The organism is Streptomyces sp. NPDC001056 (assembly GCF_053598955.1).
In genome coordinates, this window is sequence record NZ_JBSFLI010000027.1 from 96,709 (window position 1) to 119,643 (window position 22,935).

23 protein-coding genes are annotated in these 22,935 nt (G+C 72.7%); 16 read left to right on the plus strand and 7 right to left on the minus strand.

Going from position 1 to position 22,935, the window contains the following annotated elements; all coding sequences use genetic code 11:
- Positions 1–109: 109 nt before the first annotated feature.
- Entirely contained in the window at positions 110–1,189 is a 1,080-nt protein-coding gene (locus ACWDD7_RS27790; protein WP_450459430.1) for a fatty acid desaturase family protein, read from the minus strand.
- A 250-nt stretch (positions 1,190–1,439) separates the two neighbouring features.
- Between ACWDD7_RS27790 and ACWDD7_RS27795 the strand changes: the two genes are divergently transcribed.
- From ACWDD7_RS27795 to ACWDD7_RS27805, 3 genes are all read left to right on the plus strand, one after another.
- Positions 1,440–2,225 (plus strand): SAM-dependent methyltransferase, encoded by a 786-nt coding sequence (locus ACWDD7_RS27795; protein ID WP_450459431.1) that lies wholly within the window; start codon positions 1,440–1,442, stop codon positions 2,223–2,225.
- 188 nt (positions 2,226–2,413) lie between these two features.
- Positions 2,414–2,860 (plus strand): MarR family winged helix-turn-helix transcriptional regulator, encoded by a 447-nt coding sequence (locus ACWDD7_RS27800; RefSeq protein ID WP_450459432.1) that lies wholly within the window; start codon positions 2,414–2,416, stop codon positions 2,858–2,860.
- Entirely contained in the window at positions 2,853–4,280 is a 1,428-nt protein-coding gene (locus tag ACWDD7_RS27805) for an MFS transporter (RefSeq protein ID WP_450459433.1), read from the plus strand. The genes ACWDD7_RS27800 and ACWDD7_RS27805 overlap by 8 nt, the downstream gene beginning before the upstream one ends.
- A 128-nt stretch (positions 4,281–4,408) precedes the next feature.
- On the opposite strand, the gene ACWDD7_RS27810 is transcribed toward ACWDD7_RS27805, so the two are convergent.
- Both ACWDD7_RS27810 and ACWDD7_RS27815 read right to left on the minus strand, forming a co-directional pair.
- Positions 4,409–5,494: a DUF6745 domain-containing protein gene (locus tag ACWDD7_RS27810; protein WP_450459434.1), complete on the minus strand. Its 1,086-nt coding sequence runs from the start codon at positions 5,492–5,494 to the stop codon at positions 4,409–4,411.
- Positions 5,495–5,645: 151 nt separating this feature from the next.
- Entirely contained in the window at positions 5,646–5,972 is a 327-nt protein-coding gene (locus ACWDD7_RS27815; protein WP_351874801.1) for a hypothetical protein, read from the minus strand.
- A gap of 174 nt (positions 5,973–6,146) precedes the next feature.
- Between ACWDD7_RS27815 and ACWDD7_RS27820 the strand changes: the two genes are divergently transcribed.
- Genes ACWDD7_RS27820 through ACWDD7_RS27845 form a run of 6 tightly spaced genes read left to right on the plus strand, consistent with a single transcriptional unit; the run spans position 6,147 to position 12,320 of the window.
- Positions 6,147–7,103, plus strand: coding sequence for an STM4015 family protein (locus tag ACWDD7_RS27820; protein ID WP_450459435.1), 957 nt, complete (start codon positions 6,147–6,149; stop codon positions 7,101–7,103).
- A 7-nt stretch (positions 7,104–7,110) separates the two neighbouring features.
- Positions 7,111–8,076, plus strand: coding sequence for an STM4015 family protein (locus ACWDD7_RS27825; protein ID WP_450459436.1), 966 nt, complete (start codon positions 7,111–7,113; stop codon positions 8,074–8,076).
- Positions 8,057–9,235: an STM4014 family protein gene (locus ACWDD7_RS27830; protein WP_450459437.1), complete on the plus strand. Its 1,179-nt coding sequence runs from the start codon at positions 8,057–8,059 to the stop codon at positions 9,233–9,235. Before ACWDD7_RS27825 ends, ACWDD7_RS27830 begins: the two co-directional genes overlap by 20 nt.
- A 1-nt stretch (position 9,236) precedes the next feature.
- Positions 9,237–10,043: an STM4013/SEN3800 family hydrolase gene (locus tag ACWDD7_RS27835; protein WP_450459454.1), complete on the plus strand. Its 807-nt coding sequence runs from the start codon at positions 9,237–9,239 to the stop codon at positions 10,041–10,043.
- Entirely contained in the window at positions 10,040–11,398 is a 1,359-nt protein-coding gene (locus ACWDD7_RS27840; RefSeq protein WP_450459438.1) for an STM4012 family radical SAM protein, read from the plus strand. Before ACWDD7_RS27835 ends, ACWDD7_RS27840 begins: the two co-directional genes overlap by 4 nt.
- A 10-nt stretch (positions 11,399–11,408) precedes the next feature.
- Positions 11,409–12,320: an STM4011 family radical SAM protein gene (locus ACWDD7_RS27845; protein WP_450459439.1), complete on the plus strand. Its 912-nt coding sequence runs from the start codon at positions 11,409–11,411 to the stop codon at positions 12,318–12,320.
- Here ACWDD7_RS27845 and ACWDD7_RS27850 read toward each other — a convergent pair.
- From ACWDD7_RS27850 to ACWDD7_RS27860, 3 genes are read right to left on the minus strand one after another with little or no spacing between them, the layout of a single operon-like run.
- Positions 12,268–13,614, minus strand: a complete 1,347-nt coding sequence (locus tag ACWDD7_RS27850; RefSeq protein WP_450459440.1) for an MFS transporter — start codon at positions 13,612–13,614, stop codon at positions 12,268–12,270. The genes ACWDD7_RS27845 and ACWDD7_RS27850 overlap by 53 nt on opposite strands.
- The gene (locus ACWDD7_RS27855; RefSeq protein ID WP_351874781.1) at positions 13,611–14,462 is read right to left on the minus strand and encodes an SDR family NAD(P)-dependent oxidoreductase; all 852 of its coding nucleotides are present in this window, start codon (positions 14,460–14,462) and stop codon (positions 13,611–13,613) included. The genes ACWDD7_RS27850 and ACWDD7_RS27855 overlap by 4 nt, the downstream gene beginning before the upstream one ends.
- Positions 14,459–15,808, minus strand: a complete 1,350-nt coding sequence (locus tag ACWDD7_RS27860; protein ID WP_450459441.1) for a flavin-containing monooxygenase — start codon at positions 15,806–15,808, stop codon at positions 14,459–14,461. Before ACWDD7_RS27860 ends, ACWDD7_RS27855 begins: the two co-directional genes overlap by 4 nt.
- Before the next feature lie 175 nt (positions 15,809–15,983).
- Here ACWDD7_RS27860 and ACWDD7_RS27865 point away from each other — a divergent pair, with 175 nt between their 5' ends.
- The 6 genes from ACWDD7_RS27865 to ACWDD7_RS27890 all read left to right on the plus strand — a co-directional run bounded on the left by ACWDD7_RS27865 (position 15,984) and on the right by ACWDD7_RS27890 (position 21,317).
- A complete protein-coding gene (locus ACWDD7_RS27865; protein WP_450459442.1) occupies positions 15,984–17,111 on the plus strand; it encodes a helix-turn-helix domain-containing protein in 1,128 nt (375 codons plus the stop codon).
- A gap of 379 nt (positions 17,112–17,490) precedes the next feature.
- Positions 17,491–17,643: a hypothetical protein gene (locus tag ACWDD7_RS27870; RefSeq protein WP_450459443.1), complete on the plus strand. Its 153-nt coding sequence runs from the start codon at positions 17,491–17,493 to the stop codon at positions 17,641–17,643.
- Between the two features lie 297 nt (positions 17,644–17,940).
- Entirely contained in the window at positions 17,941–18,372 is a 432-nt protein-coding gene (locus ACWDD7_RS27875) for an Rrf2 family transcriptional regulator (protein WP_412828217.1), read from the plus strand.
- Between the two features lie 92 nt (positions 18,373–18,464).
- Positions 18,465–19,217, plus strand: a complete 753-nt coding sequence (locus tag ACWDD7_RS27880) for an SDR family NAD(P)-dependent oxidoreductase (protein ID WP_450459444.1) — start codon at positions 18,465–18,467, stop codon at positions 19,215–19,217.
- Positions 19,218–19,346: 129 nt separating this feature from the next.
- Positions 19,347–19,763: a nuclear transport factor 2 family protein gene (locus tag ACWDD7_RS27885; RefSeq protein WP_351874765.1), complete on the plus strand. Its 417-nt coding sequence runs from the start codon at positions 19,347–19,349 to the stop codon at positions 19,761–19,763.
- Between the two features lie 477 nt (positions 19,764–20,240).
- A complete protein-coding gene (locus ACWDD7_RS27890) occupies positions 20,241–21,317 on the plus strand; it encodes a recombinase family protein (RefSeq protein WP_450459445.1) in 1,077 nt (358 codons plus the stop codon).
- Here the strand turns inward: ACWDD7_RS27890 and ACWDD7_RS27895 are convergent.
- Entirely contained in the window at positions 21,277–22,011 is a 735-nt protein-coding gene (locus tag ACWDD7_RS27895) for an SDR family oxidoreductase (protein WP_450459446.1), read from the minus strand. The two genes, ACWDD7_RS27890 and ACWDD7_RS27895, sit on opposite strands and share 41 nt — an antisense overlap.
- A gap of 116 nt (positions 22,012–22,127) precedes the next feature.
- Here ACWDD7_RS27895 and ACWDD7_RS27900 point away from each other — a divergent pair, with 116 nt between their 5' ends.
- Positions 22,128–22,742 carry a TetR-like C-terminal domain-containing protein gene (locus ACWDD7_RS27900; RefSeq protein WP_351874756.1) on the plus strand — a complete coding sequence of 205 codons (615 nt, stop codon included), beginning with the start codon at positions 22,128–22,130 and terminating at the stop codon, positions 22,740–22,742.
- The last annotated feature ends 193 nt before the right edge of the window (positions 22,743–22,935 follow it).

Below are 22,935 nucleotides of genomic sequence, written 5' to 3' on the forward strand. Positions count from 1 at the left end.
CGTGATGTCCCAAGGTCGCGGGGCCGCCGTCCGAGAGGCCGGTGGTCCTGGCCGAGGCTCCGTTCGGCGGGCGCGGGCCCGCGGAACGGGGTACGGGGTACGGGGTGCATCAGGACGCCTCCCCGCGCCGCCGCCTGATCGGTTCCCCCACCCGGTGCAGATGGGTGAGCGCCTCGCGGTAGGACTGGATCAGCCCGGTCTCGTAGTACGGCACGCCTATCTCCGCGCAGTACGCGCGCACGACCGTCCGGGCCCGTCGCAGATGGGGCGTGGGCATGCTCGGGAACAGGTGGTGCTCGATCTGGTAGTTGAGGCCGCCGAGCATCACGTCGGTGAGCAGGCCGCCGCGCACATTGCGGGAGGTGAGCACCTGGCGTCGCAGGAAGTCGGGCCGTTCGTCGCCGGTGAAGGTCGGCATGCCTTTGTGGTTCGGCGCGAAGGTGCAGCCGAGGTAGACGCCGAAGAGGCACTGGTGCACGGCGAGGAACGCCACCGCCTTGCCCGGGGGGAGCACCACGAACAGCGCGGTCAGGTAGGCCGCGATGTGCAGGAAGAGCAGGGAGCCTTCCAGCAGCCGGTTCTTCATCGACGGCGAGCGCAGCGCCCGCACGCCGGCGACATGCAGATTGAAGCCCTCCAGTGTCAGCAGCGGGAAGAACAGGGCCGCCTGGCGCCCGCCGATGAGGCGGGACACGCCGCTGCTGTTGCGGGCCTGGTCGGTGGACCAGACCAGGATGTCCGGGGAGACGTCCGGGTCGAGTTCCTCGTGGTTGGGGTTGGCGTGGTGGCGGGTGTGTTTGTTCATCCACCAGCCGTAGCTCATGCCTATGCCGAGGTTGCCGAAGAGCCGGCCCCAGATCTCGCTCGGCCGGCGCCGCCGGAAGACCTGCCGGTGGGCCAGATCATGGGCCACCAGGGCCACTTGGCCGAAGACCAGCGCGAGGAAGGCGGCGACCGCGAGTTGCCACCAGGTGTCGCCGAGCGCGAAGAAGGCTCCCCAGCCCGCCGTCAGCAGCGCGATCACCACACCGAGCCGCACCGTGTAGTAACCGGGGCGCCGCTCCAGCAGGCCCGCCTCGGCGATGCGCCGGGAAAGTCCGGCGAAGTCGCTGCCGGCCCGCGATGGGGAGTCATGGGGGTGGGCGGCAGGTGCTCCCGCGATCACGGGTGCGTCAGTGGAAATCGTCATGCCATCGAGTCTCGCGACGGTCGTTCGCGCGAGACAGCCTGCCAGCCACCGGACCGGCGGGGGGGCTTCCCCCAGGTCAGGGGAGGGGGGTTAGCACCCCTCCCAGGGAACGAACCACCCTGGAAGGGCCGTTCGAAGGCGCCTCCTGCCCACGCTCGTCGGCTACCGGGCACATCGGGGCGAAGGCGCGCACATCCGGCCCTGTGGATACCTACGATGACGTCAACGACGCTCCGAGAAGGGGAAGTTGATGACGGCGGACGAGAGCGGACAGGCACCGAGCATTGCCCGGGTGTACGACTATCTGCTCGGCGGCAAGGACAACTACGCCGTCGACAGGGAGGTCGGCGACCGCTTCAAGGTCGACCTGCCGGGGTCGGTCGCCATCGCCCACAGCAACCGAAGGGCACTGGTCCGCGCGGTGCGCACGCTCGCACGCGCCGGCATCCGGCAGTTCGTCGACCTGGGAAGCGGGCTGCCGACCGCCGACAACGTGCATCAGGTCGCCCAGCGCCATCAGCCCGAGGCGGCCGTGGTCTACGTCGACACGGACCCGACCGTCCTCGCCCACGGCCGGGCCCTGCTGACGGAGAACGAGTCCACCACCGTCGTCCAAGGAGACGTCCGCGCCCCGGACGCCATCCGCCACCACCCCGAGACGGAGCGGCTGATCGACTTCGGGCAGCCGGTCGGCATCATCCTCAGCGCCGTACTCCACCACCTCGACGACGAGAACCCGGCCGCGGCCGTCCGCTACTGGAGCGATCGGATCGCGCCCGGCAGCTACGTCTTCATCTCCCACTTCCGCTGCGGACACAACAAGGAGACCGAGGCCGCCCAGGCCGAACTCATCGGCGCCTTCGGCCGCGGCCGCTGGCGCACGGACGCCGAACTCCTCGCCCTCTTCCGCGGCCTGGACCTCCAGGAACCGGGCATCGTCCCCGCCGTCCAGTGGCGCCCCGACCCCACCGAGGGGTCTCAGGTACCGACCGTCTGGGAGCAGCTCATCGCCGCGGGACTGGGCAGGAAGGCATAGCGCGGGTCCGTGGGACGCCCGGGGCGACTGACCGGACGTGCCCGGCTTGGCCGGTTCAAGTGCGGTGAAGGAGGCGGACCGACCGCCCTCCCACACATCCGGGCAGGCGGCCGGTGCCCGATCCCTCGCCCGTTCATTCACGCAGGCGAAACTGTACAGGTAAGGCTGTACAGATTAAGCTGCTGGTCATGAGGGAGAATCCGAGCCTGTCGCCGTCGGCGGTCGAGGCGTCGCGCGAGGTTCGCGCGGTGATCAGTCGGCTGCGGCGGCGCATCCTGAAGGCCTCCGAGGCCGAGGACATGACCTTGGGGCAGGCATCCGTGCTGGCCCGGCTGGCCGACAAGGGCCGGGTCACGGCGAGTGAGCTGGCCACGTCCGAAGGGGTGCGACACCAGTCGATGACGGCGACGGTCGCCGCGCTGGCCGCGCTGGGCCTGGTGGAGCGTGCGCCCGACCCGGACGACGGGCGGCGCCTGCTGATCGAGCTGACCGCAGAGGGCCGGCGCCGGGTGGAGAAGGGGCGGCAGGCCCGGACGGAGTGGCTCGCCGGCCGGTTGCAGGAGCGCTGCACGGAAGAGGAACGCCGGAACGTGATCGCCGCCATGGCCGTACTGGAACGGCTGACCCATGACTGAAACGGAGCCGGGGGCGATACGGGAGACGGACAAGCCCGGTTTCGATCGGCGGCTCCTGCCGCCGATGATGCTGGGCTCGGTCCTGAACCCGATCAACTCGACCATCATCTCCGTCGCGCTCGTCCCCATCGGCAGGGCCCTGGGCGCGCCGGCCTCGCAGACCGCCTGGCTGGTCTCCGCCCTCTACCTGGCCACCTCGCTCGGACAGCCGGTCGTCGGCCGGCTCATCGACCTCTTCGGGCCGCGCAGACTCTTCCTGTTCAGCACCAGCCTTGTCGGGGTCGCCGGCGTCGTCGGCACCCTGGCCCCGAACATGGCGGTGCTGATCGTCTCCCGTGTCCTGCTCGGATTCGGCACCTGTTCCGGCTATCCCGCCGCGATGGCCCTGCTGCGCAGCGAGGCCAAGCGCACCGGGCGGGACAGCCCCGGCGGAGTGCTGACCGCCCTGGCGGTAGCCAACCAGACCATCGCGGTCATCGGCCCGCTGCTCGGCGGTCTGCTGATCGCGGTGGGCGGCTGGCGCGCCACCTTCGCGTTGAACGTGCCGCTGTCCGTGGCGTCCGTGGTGCTGGGCCTGCTGTGGCTGCCCAAGCCCGTCGCCGCCGGCGCGGAGGAGTCCCCGGGGCGGCGTGGTCGGCTGATCGCGCAACTCGATCTGCCGGGCATGGTGCTGTTCGCCGCGATGCTCAGCTCGCTGCTGTTGTTCCTGATGAACCCACACCTGCGCGACGGGTACCTGCTGGTGGTCGCCGCCGCTCTGGGGGCCGGGTTCGCGGTGCGGGAACTGCGGACCGCCACCCCCTTCATCGACCTGCGGGTGTTCGGCGGCAACACGCCGCTCATGACCACCTACGGCCGTGCGCTCGTCGCGTACGTCGTCGCCTACGCCTTCCTCTACGGCTTCAGCCAGTGGACCGAAGAGGGCTACGGGCTGACCCCCTTCCACGCGGGGTTGGTGCAGATCCCGACGTTCCTGGTGGCGATCGGTGTCGCGATCGTCTCCGGGCGACGGCCGGGCGTGCGCGGGAAGCTGCTGCTCGGCGCGGCCGGGCAGATCGTCGCCTGCCTGGTGATGCTGACCCTCGGCACGGGCAGCGCGCTGTGGATGCTGTTCCTCGTCACCCTCGTCTTCGGCATCCCCCAGGGGCTCAACAACCTGGCCCTGCAGAACTCCGTGTACTTCCAGGCCGATCCCGAGCGGATCGCGTCCTCGGCCGGGCTGCTGCGCACCTTCGCCTACATCGGCTCGATGGTCGCCTCCTCCGCGACCGCCGCGTCCTTCGGGCAGCGCGCCGACACCGGCGGCATGCACCAGCTCGCCTGGGTCATGCTCGGCGCCGGCGTGCTCTACCTCCTGCTGACCGTCCTCGACCGCAGGCTCGGCCGAGCACCGGCACCGGACACCCAGGCGGCGAGGTAGCCCCCGACACCGCACGAACGTACGTCCTCTCCGAAGCCCGCGCCGACCCCAGCCCCGGCCTGAGCGGGCATCCTCCGATCAGGCTCCCTGGGTCGCTCCGGGCGTTGGAGCGCGGCGGCTCCGTCGGCTCACGTCTGTCGCATCGGTGCGTACTCCGCCTCCTCCAGGCCGAAGGTCCAGGCGACGCCCTCGCGTGCGGTGCGGGTGCGGGGAGGGACACGGAGCCAGTAGGTGCGGTGGGTGCCGTCGGGTTCCGGGGTGGAGTTGACGACCTCGACCATGACCTGCGGCTCGTCGCCCTCCAGTTCGAGGCGCCAGAGCACGCCCGTCTCGTCCCGCTGCATCGGTTCGGCGCCGGACTCCTTCAGGTAGCGGTCGTAGCCGTAGTGCTCCAGCATCACTCGGCGCAGCTCGGCGTTCTCCTCCTCGCGGATCCTCTGGGGCGTCAGCTCGGTGAGCTCGTCGAGGAACTCGGCCGGGACCGGCATGCCGCGCCAGGCGTACAGGGCGAAGTCGTCGGGGAAGGCGAGCGCGGGGCCGTCGCCCCGGTCGAGCCGGCCCGCCTCGTCCAGGTGGAGTTCAACGGGGCGCTCGCAGACGACCGCCGCCTTCTCGTACGGCCACCACCAGCCCGCGGCGCGGGCCACCGCGGCGACCCCGGCGAGCGCCTCCCCACCCTCCTGGCCGTCGAACGCCGCGAGCCAGGCGGCGTCGTGCTGGCCGAGGACCGCGTCGAGGAGTACCAGGCGGGCCGCCTGTTCGGCGGCCACCGCGTCGGCCGAGGCGTCCGGAGCGCCGGCCGAGGTCTCCGGGGCGCCGGACAGTCCGTCCGCCGAACCAGCCCGGTCCTCCGTCACACCGGTCCGTATCCGCTCGGTCAGCATGACCATGCCGTCCCACAGCTGAGCGCCGGTCAGGGCCCAGCGCTCGGCCCAGCCGGCCGGGCCGAGCCGGTCGAGGAGGCGCCTGCGGGCGGTCGCCCACGGGCGCGTGCGTACCGCGTCGCGGACGCCGCGGCCGGCCGTGCCCTCCGCCGTGAGCCGCGCGGCCAGGGCCGCGCCCTCGCGGGGCGAGTCCGCCCAGACGATGGTCTCGGGCTCGGGCAGGTCCGCCAGCCGGTAGGCCAGGCGCACGCCCTCCTCGGCCGCCGCACGGTCCGCGGGACCGGTCGCCGAGGCAACCTCCCGCCACGTGCGGATCGTCTCCGTCGTCACTGTTCCGCCGCCTACCGTCACCGTTCCCCCGACTCCCGCCGTCACCGCTCCCCCGACAGCCGCCGTCACCGTTCCCCCGACTCCTCCGTCGACCACCGTCACCGTTCCCCCCGCTTCCCCACTGATCGCTGCCACTGTCGTGCCCGCCGCCTCAGTCCGCCACGACGCGGACCGCGCCGGGCACGTACTCGCGCTGACGCACCACGCGGTACCAGCCCTTGGGCAGCGGTATCGCCGCGTGCTCCTCGTGCACCACCCGTCCGCCGTCCGGGAGATGGAGGTACGCGGTGCCGAACGGACCGCTCTCGCGGACCAGCGTGCCCGGCCCGACCACGGCATGCGCGTGGCCCGTGACCTCGCCGAGGGCCAGCACCAGCCTGCCCCGGGCGTCCCGCGGCCGGCGCGGCAGCCGGTCGGTGCCCGGCGGCACGGCCTCCTCCGCCACGGGCACGATCAGGACGTCCCCTTGCCGGTACATACGTGTCTCCCTTCCCGGTCGGCGCCTCGCCGACCGATGTCCAGGACGCTACGCCGGGGGTCTGACAACGGCCTCGCGAGCGGCTTCCCACAGCCCGTCACCCGCGTTGTCAGTGCGGGTTGGTAGAACTTTGCCGACCACCGCACGATCACGGTCCCAGGAGGCCAGCGCGTCATGTCGTACGTCGAGCATCTGAAGGAACTGCACGGCCTTCCGGCCTTCGACTTCCCCGCCGCCGAGGCGGCTCGGGAGCTGCCGGAGGCGGATGCGGTGGCGTGGCGCCTGAGCATCGATCCCTACGACGACGACTCCGAGGAGGAGTTCGAGGAGCTGTGGGACCGCTTTCTGGAGACCGTGGACCCCGCCGGTGTGCGCGCCCTCGTCATCGGCCGGTGGGGCGAGGCGTACGACAACGACTCCGAGTTCATCGTGCGCCGCCTCGTGGCGGCCCGGGAGCGGCTGACCGGCCTGCGGGCCGTGTTCATCGGGGATCTGGAGCAGGAGGAGGAAGAGATCTCCTGGATCGAGCAGTCCGACGTCACCCCGGTCCTCGACGCCTATCCGCTGCTGGAGGAGTTCGGGATCCGCGGCGGCACCGGACTGCGCTTCCCGGCCGTCCGCCACCAGCGGCTACGCACACTCCGTTTCGAGGCCGGCGGCCTGCCCGGCGAGGTCGTGCGGGGTGTCGCCGCGAGCGAACTGCCCGCGCTGGAGCTCCTCGACATATGGCTCGGCGTGTCCGAGTACGGCGGCGACGCGACGGTGGCCGATCTCGCCCCGCTCCTGGCCGGGGGCGGCTTCCCGGCGCTGCGCCGTCTGGGCCTGCGCAACAGCGAGATCCAGGACGAGATCGCCGCCGCCGTCGCGGGCGCCCCGGTCGTCGCCCAGCTGGCCTCGCTCGACCTGTCCATGGGGGTGCTCACCGACGAGGGTGTGATCGCACTGCTCGACGGGCAGCCGCTCACTCATCTGACCCGGCTCGACCTGCGCCACAACTACGTCACCGAGTCGGTGGCCGAGCGGGTCAGGGCGGCGCTGGAGCCGTCCGGTGTCGAGGTCGACCTGTCCGAACCCGGTGACACCTGGGAGCACGACGGCGTCGTGCACCGCTACACCGCGGTCGCGGAGTGAGGCTGCCATGACCTTCGCCGATCACTTCGACACTTTTCACGGACTGCCCGTCCTCACCCTGCCCGAGCGGGGCGAGGAGGCGCTTCCGGCCGCGGGCGACGTGGCCTGGCGGCTGGACTGCTTCGAGGCCGGGGACATCCCGTTCCCCGAACTGTGGCAGAGCTTCACGGAACGGGTGAAGAGCGCGGGCGTACGGGCCCTCGTCATCGGGCCCTGGTGGGAGGACGAGTACAGCGAGCTGCGTCCGGTGCTGGAGCTGATCCTGGCCGACGCCGCGCGGTTCCCCGCGCTGCGCGCCCTGTTCCTCGCCGACGTCACCAGCGAGGAGTGCGAGATCTCCTGGCTCCAACTCACGGACGTCACCCGGGTCCTGGAAGCCTTCCCCCTGCTGGAGGAGCTGGGCGTGCGCGGCGGCGACTCGCAGGGGCTCGGCGAGGAAACCCTCTCGCTGCGCCCCGTGCGGCACGACGCGCTGCGTGTGCTCCGGTTCGAGTCGGGTGGCCTGCCGGGGCAGGTGGTGCGGGCGGTCGGTGCCTGTGATCTGCCCGCCCTGGAGCGGCTGGAGCTATGGCTCGGCGTGCAGACGTACGGCGGTGATGCCACGGTGGCCGACCTGGCGCCGATCCTGTCCGGGGGCCGTTTCCCGGCATTGCGCCATCTCGGTGTCCAGGACAGCGAGTTGCAGGACGAGATCGCGGCGGCCGTCGCCTCCGCGCCCGTCGTGGCCCAGCTGGAGTCCCTGAGCCTGTCCATGGGCACCCTCACCGACGCCGGTGCCGAGGCGTTGCTGCGCGGTCAGCCGCTGACCCATCTCAAGCGGCTCGACCTGCACCACCACTTCCTCGGCGAGTCCATGACCGAGCGGGTCGAGGCGGCCATCGGCTCCGCCGGGACCGAGGTGGACCTGTCGGACCGCCTTGCTCCACATCGATGGCGGGACGAGGAGTGGCGTTATGTCGCCGTCTCCGAGTAGCCCGGCGTCCGGTGCGGGTCTCCGGTTCGCCGTCGTCGGCAACCCGGAGAACCGGCGGACGACCATGTTCGCCGACGCCGTGCGCGCCGCGGGGCACCCGGCACCGCGCGTGCTCGCGTGGCGGGACGTACTGCGCGGCCGGTACGCCTTCGCGCGGGGCGAGTGGGTACGGATCGACTCCCCCGGTGAGGACGCCGAGGTCGACCGGCTGCTGCGGGGCGTCGACGATCCGACCCGGGTCGAGGGCACGGCGCTGTGGTACCGCCGCTTCACCTCGCTGGTCCGGGAACTGGGGCGAGCGGCGCATCGTGCGGGCGCGGTGACGAGCGCGGACCCGGAGGAGATCGCGGTGATGTTCGACAAGCGGCGCTGCCATGCCCGGCTCGCCGCCGCGGGTGTCCCGGTCCCACCGGCCCTGACCGGTCCGTTCGACGGCTGGGACGGGGTTCGACGACAGCTCAGGGAGGCCCGTTTCCAGCGGGCGTTCGTGAAGCCCGCCCACGGCTCGTCGGCCTCCGGTGTCGTGGCGCTGTCGGTGGCGGGTCCCGGCCGGATCAAGGCGACGACCTCCGTGGAGCGGGGCGACGACGGCCGGCTGTACAACTCGCTGCGGGTGCGCGACTACACCTCGGAGCGTGAGGTCGCGGCCCTGGTCGACGCCCTGGTCCCGGACGGGGTCCACGTGGAGCGGTGGCTGCCGAAGGCCATGCAGGGCGGCCGGGCGGCCGATCTGCGGGTCGTCGTGGTCGCGGGACGCGCCACGCACGCCGTCGTACGGACCAGTCGGCACCCCATGACCAACCTGCATCTCGGCGGCGCCCGGGGCGATCTGGACGCGGCCCGCGAGGCGATCCGGGCCGCGGGCGGCGACTTCGCCGAGGTCCTCAAGGTGGCCGAGCGGGCGGCCGCGTGCTTCCCGGGCACGCTGTGTGTCGGCGTGGACATCCTGCCGGCCACCGGCTGGCGCCGCTTCGCCGTCGGCGAGGTGAACGCCTTCGGGGACCTGCTCCCGCGCCTGACCGGCCTGCCCGGCAGCGGCGCCGAGCACCTGGACACCTATGCCGCGCAGGTCGCCGCGGCCCCCGCCGTCGTACGGCCGACAGGGCGTGGCGAACGGCGGCCGGAACACGAGGAGCACCACCATGACATCCCCGCTTGACATGACCGAGATCGTGGGTAGCCACGATCTGCTGATGGTCACGCTCGACACCCTGCGCTACGACGTGGCGCAGGAGTTGGCCGAGGCCGGGCGCCTCCCGAACCTGACCCGGTATCTGCCGGGCGGCGCATGGGAGCGCAGACACGCGCCCGGGAGCTTCACCTACGCCTCCCACCAGGCGATGTTCGCGGGGTTCCTGCCGACGCCGGCCGCGCCGGGCCCGCATCCGCGGCTGTTCGCCGCCCGGTTCGCGGGCAGTGAGAGCACGGCGACGGGCACGTTCGTCTACGACACCCCCGACCTGGTCTCGGGTCTGGCCGCCGTGGGCTACCGCACCGTGTGCATCGGCGGTGTGGGCTTCTTCAACAAGCAGGGGCCGCTGGGCTCGGTGCTGCCGGGGATGTTCCAGGAGAGTCACTGGGAGCCGGAGTTCGGGGTGGCCTCCCCCACCTCGTTCGAGGCCCAGGTGGCGTGCGCCGAGAAGGTCGTCGCCGGTCTCCCCGAGGAGCAGCGGCTGTTCCTCTTCGTGAACGTGGCGGCGCTGCACCAGCCCAACTGGTTCCATCTGCCCGGGGCCACCCGCGAGACGGGCGACACCCGGGACTCGCACGCGGCGGCCCTGGAGTACGTGGACCGGCACATGGGCCGGCTCCTGGCCGCGGCCGGCAGCCGCCGCCCGTGCCTCGCGATCGTCTGTTCCGACCACGGCACCGCGTACGGCGAGGACGGTTACACGGGCCACCGCATCGGCCACGACGTCGTCTGGACCGTCCCCTACGCCCACTTCTTCGTCGACGAGGCACGATGACCGGCACCCCCGCGACGGCCACCGCCGTCCGCCCGTACCAGCAGTACGTCTACGCCTATCCGCACAAGACGGCCTACCGCCCGCTGCCCCGTGAGCAGGCGTCGCTGCGCGCCCTGTGGGCGGACGAGCCGAAGGGCGCCCTCTCGCTCTACTTCCACATCCCGTTCTGCGAGGTGCGCTGCGGCTTCTGCAACCTCTTCACGCGGATCGGCGCACCGGGCGGCCTGACCGGCGCCTATCTGGACGCGCTGGAACGGCAGGCGTCGGCGGTGCGCGAGGCGTTGGGCGAGGGGGCGCGGTTCGCCAACGCGGCCTTCGGCGGCGGCACTCCGACGTTCCTGGAGGCGGCGGAGCTGGAGCGGCTGTGCGATCTGGCCGAGCGGGGCCTGGGCGCCGATCTCGCCGCGATCCCGCTGTCGGTGGAGGCCTCGCCCGCCACGGCGACCGCCGACCGGCTGGCGGTGCTGGCCGACCGGGGCACCACCCGGCTGAGCCTGGGCGTGCAGAGCTTCGTCGACGCCGAGGCGCGTACCGCCGTTCGACCGCAGCGTCGAACGGACGTGGAGGCGGCCCTCGCCCGGGTCCGCGACGCGGGTATCCCCGTCCTGAACATCGATCTGATCTACGGCATCGACGGCCAGACCGAGGAGTCCTTCACCCGTTCCCTGGACGCGGCCCTCGCGTGGCGGCCGGAGGAGCTGTACCTCTATCCCCTCTATGTGCGCCCGCTCACGGGTCTCGGCCGGCAGCGCGAGGGCGTGGTGTCCGGCGAGGCCGAGTGGGACGAGCAGCGGCTGCGGCTCTACCGCCACGGCCGGGACCATCTGCTCGCGCACGGCTACCAGCAGGTCTCGATGCGGATGTTCCGCCGCGCGGACGCCCCGGACACCGGCGCGGGCGACTACGCGTGCCAGACCGACGGCATGGTCGGTCTCGGCTGCGGCGCGCGGTCGTACACCTCCCGGTTGCACTACTCGTTCGACTACGCCGTGGACATGCACCGCATACGCGGGATCATCGACGCGTACGCCTCCCGTTCCGCCGACGGCTTCCGGCACGCGGACTTCGGCTGGGAGATGACCGGGGACGAGGCGCGGCGCCGCCATCTGTTGCAGTCGCTGCTCCAGGCCGAGGGCATGCCGGTGGCCGGCTACCGGGCCCGGTTCGGCAGCTTGCCGGGCGACGACTTCGCCGCCGAGCTGGCGCGGTTCGGCGACCGGGGCTGGCTGGACGACTCCGCGGGTCCGGGCCTGCTGCGGCTGAGCCCCGAGGGGCTGGCGCACTCGGACGCGGTGGGCCCCGAGTTGTTCTCCGGCGCCGTGCGCGCGCGGATGGCCGCGTACGAGCCGAAGTGACGAGGCGCGCATGGACCTGACGATTCTCTACCGGGGCCCGCTGGCGTCGTGCGACTACGACTGTCCGTACTGCCCCTTCGGCAAGCGGCGCGACAGCCGTGACCAACTGGCCGCCGACCGAGCCGCGTTGCGGCGCTTCGCCGACTGGGCGGCGGCGCAGGAGGGCGATCGGCTGTCGCTGCTGTTCACCCCGTGGGGCGAGGGTCTGGTGCGTTCCTGGTACCGGCGTGCGCTCGTGGAGCTGAGCCGGTTGCCGCACATCCGGCGGGTGGCGATCCAGACCAACCTCAGCTGCCGCACCGACTGGCTGGAGGCGGCCGACCGGGACACCCTCGCGCTCTGGTGCACCTACCATCCGGGGCAGACGCCGTACGACCGCTTCCTCGCCAAGTGCCACGACCTGGCCGCCCGCGGGGTCCGGCACAGCGTCGGAGTGGTCGGCCTGCCCGAGCACCTGGAGCACGCCCGCCGGCTGCGCGCCGACCTGCCCGAGCAGGTCTATCTGTGGGTCAACGCCGCCGAGGGGCACACCTACACCGACGCGGAGGCCGACCGGTGGACCGCGCTGGACCCGCTCTTCCCGTACAGCCGTCACCCGCACCGCAGCGCGGGCCTGCCCTGCCGTACGGGCGAGTCGGTCATATCGGTGGACGGCGAGGGCACGGTGCGCCGCTGCCACTTCGTCCGCGCGGAGCTGGGCAACCTCTACGACGGCTCGTACCGGCGGGCCCTGCGGCCCCGGGCCTGTCCGCTCGCGGTCTGCGACTGCCACATCGGCTACGTCCATCTGGAGACGCTGCCGCTGTACGACGTGTTCGCGGGCGGGGTGCTGGAGCGGATTCCGGCCTCGGCTCCCCGCCGGGGCCCGGTCAGCGGCGATCGAGTCCGCACCGGCGCTGGAACGCCATCGCCACCGCCATGAACGCGGCCGGGACGACCGTGATGCCCAGCAGCAGTCCGACGTGCGCGGCGTGGGACTGCTGCACGGCGCGGCCCTCGGTGGTGGACACGAAGCCGCCGAGGGCCAGCACCATGGAGTAGACGTAGGGGCCGAGCGCGGTCCCGGTCGCCTCGGTGGCGGTCCACACCCCGGTGTAGGCGCCCGCGCGGGCGGAGCCGCGTGTCCCGGCCGCGGCCACCGCGTCCGGCACCAGCGAGAAGGCGAACAGCTGGAGCCCGGCGAAGGCGGTGCCCATGGCCGCCACCAGGACGGCGGCCCCGGCCGTGCCGAGCCGTCCGCCGGCCGCCAGCGCGAGGGAGCCGGCGACGAAGACGGCCTGGGAGAGCAGGAGTCCGTTCTGCTTGCCGATGCGCCTCGACGCGCGCAGCCAGCCGGGTCCGGCGACGGTCGCGGGGATCAGGAAGGCGCCCATCAGTACGGCGGTCAGGCCGCGGTCGCGCAGGACGTACTCGGTGTAGAAGGGCACGGCGGCCAGGAAGAGGTGCGTGGTGGTCCCGGTGCACAGGTACGACAGCGCAAGCGCCCGGAAGTCCCGGTCGCGCCAGGCGGTCCTGATGTCGTCGCGGACGGAGTGGGCGCGCTCGTCCGGGGGCCGGAATCCGCAGCGGTCGGTCAGCCTGCGCACGCCCGCGAGGGCGACCAGCTGCGAGCCCACCAGGAGCCCGGCCAGCAGCACGGCCATGCGGGCATAGGCGCGGTGGCCTCCCGAGCCGACCAGAGCCGGTGCCGCGACGCCCGCGACGAGCAGTCCCAGGGTGAGGAAGACCATCCGGAACATGAAGACGCGGGTGCGTTCGTGGTAGCCGATGCTCAGGTCGGACGGCGTCGTCAGATACGGCACCTGGAAGCAGGCGAACAGCAGGTTCCCGGCGACGCAGCAGCAACCGACCCACAGCGCGGCCGGTGTTCCGGACAGGCCCCCGGGGACGGAGAACAGGGCGATCCAGGCCGCCGTCAGCCACAGCCCCACGCGGAGCAGGCCGCGCCGGTGCCCGCCACGCCGCGCCTGGCGGTCCGTCAGGGAGCCGAGGAGGGGGTGGACGACGACGTCGACAATCTTCGGCAGCAGCAGGGTCGCACCGGCGAGGAACGCGGGGACCCCGAGGGTCCGGGTGAGGAAGTAGAGGAGCAGCAGGCCGGGGACGGTGACCCACACGCCCATGCCGATGGAGCCGGTCGCGTAGAGGGTGAGGTCGACGGCCCGGGGTCGGGTCGAGGTGGCGCACTCCCCCGTCGTACGGGTCACCGCGGTCACGGTGTCTCCGTGTGGCGTCTGACGACGCCGGCGGCCAGTTCGGCCCCCCCGAAGGCGCCGGAGCGGGCCCGGCCGGCGAGGGTGCGGGCGACGATCCGGTCGGTGAGGGACGGCAGATGGCGGGCCAGGAAGAACTCGAAGGCCCCGCGGCGGGTGGTGGACAGGTCGCGGCGCACCCGGCGGCCCAGGGCGGCGCGGAGCACCGTGTCGACCACGCCCTCCAGCGGCTCGTAGCTGCTCATGCCTTCCAGCGAGAGTCCGGCTTCGGCGGTCGAGTCGTGGATGGGGCTGCGCACCGCCGACGGGTACACGCAGGTCACGCCCACGTGCGTGCCGAGTTCGAGGCGCAGCGCGTCGGCGTAGGCGACCAGTGCCCGCTTGGAGGCGCCGTAGGCGGCGGCCAGGGGCAGTTGCAGGGCGGCCATGCGCGAGGAGACCATGACGATCCGGCCGCGGGAGGCCACCAGGGCGGCCACGCTCGCGGCGGTCACCCGCCAGGCCCCGAGCAGATTGATGTCGAGCTGGCGCCGCACCTCGGCTCCGGGCGGGAGTTCGGCCGGGGCGGGTCCGCCGACGCCGGCGTTGTTGACGAGCAGGTCGAGGCCGCCGAGCCGGTCGATCGCGGCGGCCACGGCGGTCGCCGTGCCCGCGTCGTCGGTGATGTCGCAGGCGAGCACCTCGACCGGGTCGTCCGGGCGGGGCGCGCGGTCCAGCCCGACGACGTGGGCGCCGAGTTCGGCGAGACGGGCGCAGATGGCCCGGCCGAAGGTACCGGAGGCGCCGGTGACGAGGACGCGCAGGCCGCGGGCGTCGCGCAGGCCCCTTCGCGTCACGGATGCGGCCTTCATACGTGGCTCCCTTCACGGGCCGGTGCGGTGAACGGGCGGGCGCCGCGCCGCAGTCGGGCGCGTCCGGCCGCGAGCTCGCGGGAGACGTCGGCGAGATACCGGTCGAAGTCGATGCGCATCTGCGGGCGCCGGTCGCCCCAGCGGGCGGCCGCGGCGCGCAGTGCGCGATCGACGGCACGCCGCTGCTCCTGCGGCGCGGGCAGCGCGTAGCCGCCGGAGAACCAGGCGGCGGCCAGCTTGGCCTGGGCCTCCACCACGGGGAGCGCGGCACCCGTGGACTGCATCAGCCCGACGAAGGCGAGGCTCGGGTCCTGAAGGTGGAACACCCGTTGGTACAGCGGGAGTCGCTCCGGATCGTCACCCACCCAGCGGGCGGACAGGAAGGGGATGTGGACGCGGTAGCCGGTGGCCCACACGATCACGTCGACCGGTTCCGAGCGGCCGTCGGTGAAGACGACCGTGTTCCCGGCCAGTCGCTCGATCCCGGGCCGGGCGACGACCTCGCCATGGGTGAGGCGGTGCAGGATGGTGTCGCTGATCGTGGGGTGGTTCTGGAACAGGCCGCCCTCGGGCGCGGGCAGGCCGTAGCGCTGCGGGGTCCCGACGGCCAGCCGCAGCATGGTCTCGGCGACGCGCTGGCGCACTCGCCACGGCAGCGCCGCGAGGGCGCCGGCGGTCGCGTCGGAGGGCCGCCCGAAGAGGTACTTGGGGACGATGTGGACACCGCGGCGGGCCGACAGCAGGACGGGTCCGCGGGCGACGTGGGAGGCGTCGACGGCGATGTCCATCGCGGAGTTGCCCATGCCGACGACGAGCACCCGCCGGTCCCGGAAGACCTCGGGGCCGCGGTAGTCGTGGGCGTGCGTCTGACTGCCGTCGAAGCTTCCCGGGTACGCCGGTTCGGGCCAACGGGGCTGCCAGTTGTGGCCGTTGGCGACGACGACCGCGTCGTACCGGCTCTTCTCCCCGGATCCGGTCGTGACCGCCCAGCCGTCCTCGGCGCGCTCGACGGACGCGACGCCGGTACCGAAGCGGATGTGCCGAGTGAGGCCGAACTCCGCGCTGTAGTCGGCGAGGTAGCCGGCCACGAGGTCGGCCGACGGGTAGTCCGGCCACTGCCGTGGCATCGGGAAGTCGGCGAACTCGGTACGGCCCTTACTGGTGTTGAGGTGCAGCGAGGGGTACGCCGGGGACAGTCCGCTCGCGTTGCCGCGCGCCCACAGCCCGCCGGGCCGGTCGCCCTGCTCGTAGGTGACGACCCCGACCCCCGCGTCGAGCAGGGCCTTGGTGGCGGCGAGGCCGGCCGCACCGGCGCCGACCACGGCGACCCGGCGGGAAGGGGGCATGGCGGATCTCCTCGGGGCGGGGGTGGGGGGACGGCCGGGTCGTGTACGACCGTACGGCTGCCGTGTTGTGACTGCGGCCAACCGTAGGTCCGATCACCGCAGCCGAACATGTCCCGCACCACGTGATTCGGCCCCTCCCTTGTGCCGCGCCACAACCGGTGCGAGCATGCCGCGCATGCGACAGGAGGGCTGGGACAGCGTGGTCGACCTGATCGAGCGGGTGGTCGGCGAGGACGACCTCCTGCCGTCCGTGGTCACCGGCGTCCGCACGACGGTGCGCGAGGTCGCGGGGCTCGCGCCCGCCGACATCGCCGGGCACACCCGGGCACTGCTGGCCGCGGCCACCCGTGCGCTGGCCGCCGGGCGGGGCCCCACGGAGGCCGAGCTGTCCTTCGTGGCGCAGCTCGGTGACACCCGCGCCCGGCAGGGCGTACCCATCGAGGCGGTGCTCGGCGCCATCCACGTCTCCGAACGCGCCATCTGGTCACGAGCCCGGGAAGTGGCCGCCGAGGCGGGGATCGAGGCCCGTCTGCTGCTGGACGTGCGCGAGCTCTACGACGACTGGGCCGAGGCGGTGCGCACCCGGCTGATCAGGGCCCACCGCGCCGCCGACACCGGCCGGCGCGAAGCGGACGACCGGAATCTGACGATCCTGCGCCGGCTGCTCGAAGGCGGCTCGGCGGCCGCGCTGGCCGCGGCCGAGGCGGGGCTGCCCGTGACCGGGGGCCTGTGGGTGCTGGTCGCCCGGCCGGGCGACGCGGCTCTGGAGCAGGCCCTGCGCGATCGCGCGCAGGCGCTCACCGGGCACCTCGACGGACTGCTGGTCGGTGTGCTCCCCCAGGCACCGGGCACGCGGACCGGTGTCGCTGCGGGGCTCGCCGGGCCGGCCGAACCGGAGGAACTCGGCACCGCGCGACGGCTGGCCCTCTCCGCCCTGACGGCCGCGGAGTCGGCGGGGCGGACGGGGGTGGTGCACGTCGCGGACGTCGCGGTGCTCGCCGCGGTGGCCGACCGGGCCGACTTGTCCGCCGTGCTGACGGAACGCCACCGCCCCGCGTGGGCCGCTCTCGGCTCCCACGCCGAGCCGGTCGCGCTGGCCGTTCGCGCGTGGCTGGAGGCCGGGCGGGAGGTGGCAGCGGCGGCGGAGCGGTTGTTCGTCCATCCGAACACGGTGCGGAACCGGGTGCAGCGGTTCGCGGAGGTCACGGGGATCGATCCCTACGACACGTTCGGGGCCCTGAACGCCTGGTGGTTGTGCCGGGCCTGGCTTGTCGCGGCCGACGGGGTGGAGGGGGCGGGGTGACGGTGGCGGTGCGGCGGCCTCGGCTCCTCTTCGGGGAGAAGCCGGGCGTCGTCCGGGCGCCGACGATCAGCACCGGGAGTCGTCGGGTCGGTCCGGGGGAGAAGACGGCCGCCGCCACGGGCTGGGGCCTGTCCATGTCCTTGAGGGCCACGAGGAGGGCGGGTGCCGGGCGACTCGCCGGCCACGGCAAGGCGGCAGTCGACGGTGCCCACGGGGCTGCCGCCGTGTCGCGCGACGGCTTGTTTCTTCTTTCGGTGGGAGACGGCTCGGTCTGCCCGTGCCGGTGAGCGGGTCGGCCCCACGCGCGTGTGACACGGGCTGCGTCTGGTCCGGTGCTCGGCCGGGCGCCGCACCGGAGCGGTACGGGACGACCGGGCCGATGCCCGGTACGGCCCCGCGCCGACCGCCGAAGGGGTCCACCCACGAACTCGGCATGCAGCCCGAGGCGTACGACTCGCACCTGGACGTCGACTTCAGCCCGCTCCGAGGCAACGACCCGCCCGCCCCGGACGGCTACGGCCAGGCGGCATGATCAGGAGAAGTCGGCCCTGGAGTCCTGCTGGCTCAGACGCCAGGGGACACCTGACCCGCCGGTAGGTTGGCGGGGCCCTATCGCCGTTCGGCTTCTGCTTGGGTGCTGGCCCTGGGTGCGTCGTAGGACTCGATAGACGGTGACCCGGCTGCCGGAGAAGAGTTCGGCGATGGTGTGCTCGCGGGCGGCGTGCTCCTTGACGAGGCCGGTCCGGCCAGCACCGTAGAACTTGCCGCACGCCATTGCAACAACTACTGTTACGACTGGACCGGAGGAACGAGGGAGGTGGAGTCCGACGTGAGCGCGAACAGCAGACTGACCATTGCGGCGCACGCCCTGACATGGATCGGGCTGTATCAGCGGCGCGGCCACGAGGTCGCCACCTCCGAGCAGATCGCGACGAGCGTCAACACCAACCCGGTGGTGATCCGCCGTCTGCTGGGCGAGCTGCGCAAGGCCGGCCTGGTCGATTCACGGCGGGGGGTGGGGGCGGGCTGGATACTCGCGCGGGACCTGGCGGCGATCACCCTGCTCGACGTCTACCAGGCGATCGAACCGGGACCGGTCTTCGCCCTGCACCGCGCGACACCGAACCCTGAGTGCGTCGTGGGCCACGGCATCGGGCCGGCGATGGCCGCCGTGTACGACGGGGTGGAGGTCGCCCTGCGCGGAGAGCTGGCCAAGACCACGCTGGAGGACGTGCTGCGGGACGTCTTGCAAGCCGCCTGAGCCCGGGTCGTCAACTTCCCCCGACCGGGGGAGGTTGCCTTCTACGCCCATAAATGTAACAACAATGATTACATCGAGGAATGGAGAATCTCATGGGGCAGCTGGACGACAAGACCGCCCTCGTCACCGGGGCCTCCAGCGGCATCGGCCTGGCGATCGCCCGCCGTTTCGCCGCCGAGGGTGCGACCGTCTACCTGACCGGGCGCCGCAAGGCCGAGCTGGACGCCGCCGTAGCGCAGGTCGGCGCCCGAGGCATCGCCGCCCAGGGCGATGTCTCGGACCTCGGTGACCTCGACCGGCTCTTCGCCGAGATCGCGAACCGCAGCGGCCGCCTGGACATTGTGGTGGCCAACGCCGGGGTCGGGGACTACGGCCCGCTCGGTGCGATCACCGAGGTGGAGTACGACCGCACTGCCTCGATCAATTTCAAGGGCACGGTCTTCACTGTCCAGAAGGCGCTGCCGCTGCTGACGGCCGGCGCCTCGGTGGTGCTGCTCTCCTCCAGCTCGGCCCTACGGGCCACCCCGGGCCTGGGCGTCTACGCCGCCACCAAGGCCGCGATCCGCAGCCTCGCCCGCACCTGGGCCGCCGAGCTGGCCGGCCGGGGAATCCGCGTCAACGCCCTGACCCCCGGCCCTGTCGAGACCTCTGGCCTGGACGAGCTCCTCGCCGCTTTCCCGCACGGCGATCGGCCCACCGCGGCCGAGCTCGCCCCACCGACCCCGCTCGGCCGCGTCGGCCGTCCCGACGAGGTCGCCGCCGCCGCCCTCTACCTGGCCGGCGATCAAAGCAGTTTCACCACCGGCGCGGAACTGTTCGTCGACGGCGGCGCCACACAGCTCTAGGCGGCGAATCGGCGACGCGGGACGCATTCGACGCTCCGGGGCGTCTGAGCCGCGTAATAAGCACTTCCTGTTCCAGGGCCGAGGCCCGACCGACACCTCAAGCAGACGAAGAGACAAAGGACGAGAACGATGGCAACAGACGCTCAGACCTCGCGGACCGTGGCCGAGAAGTTCGTGGAGCGCCTCGGCAGGCAGGACTCCGACGGCATCCAGGAACTGTTCGCCGAGGAGATCGACTGGCACGTCCCCGGCAGTGACGCGCTGCCCTGGACCGGGCGCCGTACCCGCCGGGAGGAGGTCGCGCCGTACTTCACCACGATGTGGCCGCACTTCGCGCACGGCAGGAGCAAGGTCGTACTGGAGCGCTTCATCGTCGACGGTGGTGACGTGGTGCTGCTGGCGGTCTTCACGCACACCGTCGCGGCCAGCGGCAAGGAGTTCACCACACCGGCGGCCATGCACCTGGCGGTCGAGAACAACCGGATCGTTCGCATGCACCTGTACGAGGACACGCTGACCGTCGCCGAGGCGTTCGACGTCGGCTGAGCGGAGGGGACTCAGCCGTCCCGCGGCCCGGGGCGGCTCGGCCGGGCATGTACGTAGAGGGGCAGCCGAGATACGGCAGAGACGGATAGCAGAACTCGCCCCGGCCGGTCGCTGGCGGTCAGCACGGTGGGGTGATCGGCCTTCGACGCTGACTGCCGATCAGGTCCCCCAGCGTCGCCAGGCCGTCGGCCGGTGTCGCCTTGTCCACCAGCGTGCCGCCCGTCGGGTCTGCCGCACTGGGGACTTGACCGGCGCCCCGAACTTTCGCGCCCCCACCGTGTTCCGCCGGTCTCCGGCCTCCTCGCCCGGTTGAATGGTGTTCGCAAACGATCGTTTGACGACAGGCGGCCGACGCGTCCCATGAACCCGTGCAATCCAGGGGTTCGAGGCGGCGCGAATCCAATCAGATCCGATGGTGATTGCTGACAGGGTTTGACGACAGACAGGGTCCGATCCTCCGCGCGGAAGGGGCCCTTGGTGGCGAACCTGGTCTACAAGCGCGTCTCGACCGATCAGCAGTCCACCGCCCGGCAGAACCTCGTCCTCGACGAGGCCGGGATCGAGAACCCCGTCGTCTTCGAGGAGGACCCGGGAACCTCCAGCCGCCTCCACCCGCTCCAGCGGCCGAAGTTCCGCGAGCTGCTGGACTACGCGCGGCCGGGCGACACCGTGCACATCTCCGAGATGTTCCGCCTCGTCCGCGGTACCGGCCACATCCTCGACGTGCTCGACGTCCTCCACCATGACCGTCTCGCCCTGCGCATCCACGACGGCGCGTTCTCCGCGATGGACCTCACTGCCCGCCACCCGCGCACCGGGGAACTGCTGTCCACGGTGAAGTTCATGGTGCAGACCCTCGCGGCCGCCGGGGAACTTCAGCGCGAGCTGACCTACGACGGACTGCGAGCCGCCGAAGCCAAGGGCAACAAGGGCGGCCGACGCCCAGCCATCAAGGCCGACAAGACTGCCGCCGTCCGCACCGCGTACCTGGACGGCCGGTCCATCGCCGCCCTGGCCCGCGAGCACGACGTCAGCCGCGGCGCCGTCCGCACGGCCGTCGCCGACCTCATGCCCGAGCACACCACCGCCGACCACGGCGACATCCCGGCCCCGGAGCTGCCGGTCACCCTCGACATGCCGGGCAAGGTCGCCGACTTCCTCCGCGCCGCCGAGCTGGACCCCGCCGAGCGCGCCGCGCTCGACCAGGGCATCACCGTACGGCGCGGCCAGGGCTACACCCTGCGCGTCAGCGCCGAGCCCGCGGTCCACCGCCAACTCCTCGCCCGCTGCCAGCCCCTCGACGGCACAGCGGCGATCCCGGCACAGCGCAAGGCTCGCCGCGAGTACGAGAACCGCGTCAACACCCTCACGGCCGACGCCTGCCGCAGATCCCGTCAGCCGTTCAAGATCATCTCATGGCGGGTTTCTGGCGTGTCCGGGTCATGCCCCCCGAACGCGTGCGCCGGGCGGGCAGCGGCGCCGGAGGTCACGGATCGGACGGCGTGCGGGGCCGTCAGGCGATACCGCCGTTGGCGAAGAGCACCTGGCCGTTGACCCAGCGGCCCGGTCCGGCCAGGAAGGCGACGGTCTCGGCGATGTCGGCGGGCGTGCCCAGGCGTTCCAAGGGAGCCTGGGCCGCGAGCCGTTCCACCGTCGTCTCGTCCTTGCCGTCGAGGAAGAGCGGGGTGGCCGTGGGGCCGGGCGCGACGGCGTTGACCGTGATGTCGCGTCCACGCAGTTCACGGGCCAGGACGAGCGTCATCGCCTCGACCGCCCCCTTGCTCGCGGCGTAGGCGGCGTAACCGGGGGCGGCGAGTCGGGTGATCGAGGTCGAGAAGGTGACGACGGCCCCGCCGGCCCGGACCCGGCGCGCGGCCTGCTGGGCGACGACGAAGGTGCCGCGGATGTTGGTGCGGTGCATGCGGTCGAGGGCGTCGAGGTCGAACTCGGCGACCGGTCCGAGGGTCATCACCCCGGCGGTGTGGACGACCACGTCGAGCCCGCCGAACGTCTTCTCGACGGTGTCGAACGCCTCGCTCATGGCGGTGGCGTCGGCGACATCGCCGCGCACCGCGACGGCGTGCCCGCCCGCGCGCTCGATCGCGTCGACGACCTCCTGCGCGGCGGTCGCGTTGCCGGCGTAGTGGACGCCGACCGCCATGCCGGCGGCGGCCAGCCGTTCGGAGACGGCGCGGCCGATGCCACCGGACGCTCCGGTGACCAGTGCGACACGTGTGACCTGGGACATCGGGATCTCACCTCACAAGGAGTGGGTTATGAACGACCCGTTCACATAATCAGATTGTGTACGCGGTGTCCATATGTCACAGTGGGTGTTCCACGACGACGGCAGGAGGCACCTCGGTGGGAGAGCGGGCGGGACGGGCGCCGGGGACGCCGGCGCGGCGCGGTCGGGGGCGGCGGCCCGCGGACGAGGTGCGCGCCGAGGCACTCGCCGCCGCGGGGGCCCTGCTGCTCCGGGACGGCATGGCGGGCTTCACCTTCGAAGGGGTCGCCCAGGAGGCCGGGGTGAGCAAGACGACCCTCTACAAGTGGTGGCCCTCCCGCGGCACGCTCGCGCTCGACGGCTACTTCCACGCCGTGGAGTCCACCCTCGCCTTTCCCGACACCGGCGACATCGGCGCCGACCTGACCGCCCAGGTGCGCGCGTTCGTCCGGCTGCTCACCGGGACACCGGCCGGGCGGGTCATCGCCGAACTCGTCGGCCAGGCGCAGACCGACCCCGACCTGTCGGCCGCCCTCCTGGAGCGCTACTCCGGCCCCCGGCGCGGCCTCGCCGTGGACGCCATGCGCCGCGCCCAGGAACGCGGCCAGCTGCGCCCCGGTGTCGACCCCGAGGTGCTGGTCGACCAGCTCTGGGGCGCCTGCTACCACCGACTGCTGCTCCCCAACCAGCCCCTCACCGAGGACTTCGCGACCCAGTTGGTCGACAACCTCCTGCACGGCGTCGCCGCCTGAGACCGGCCACAGGGCTGCGCGAGGGACCTGGTCCTGTCGCCGCCCGGCATGCCGGACGTCGGCCCGTGCCATCGCCTGCGGCGGGGCCGTCCCGGCCGACCCGCGCGACGGCCCGGACGGCCGCCGCGCCGCGCCCCGGACACCGCAAGCCCGGTGGACCCCGGCCCCCGGTCCCCGGGCCGCCGGGTGCCGA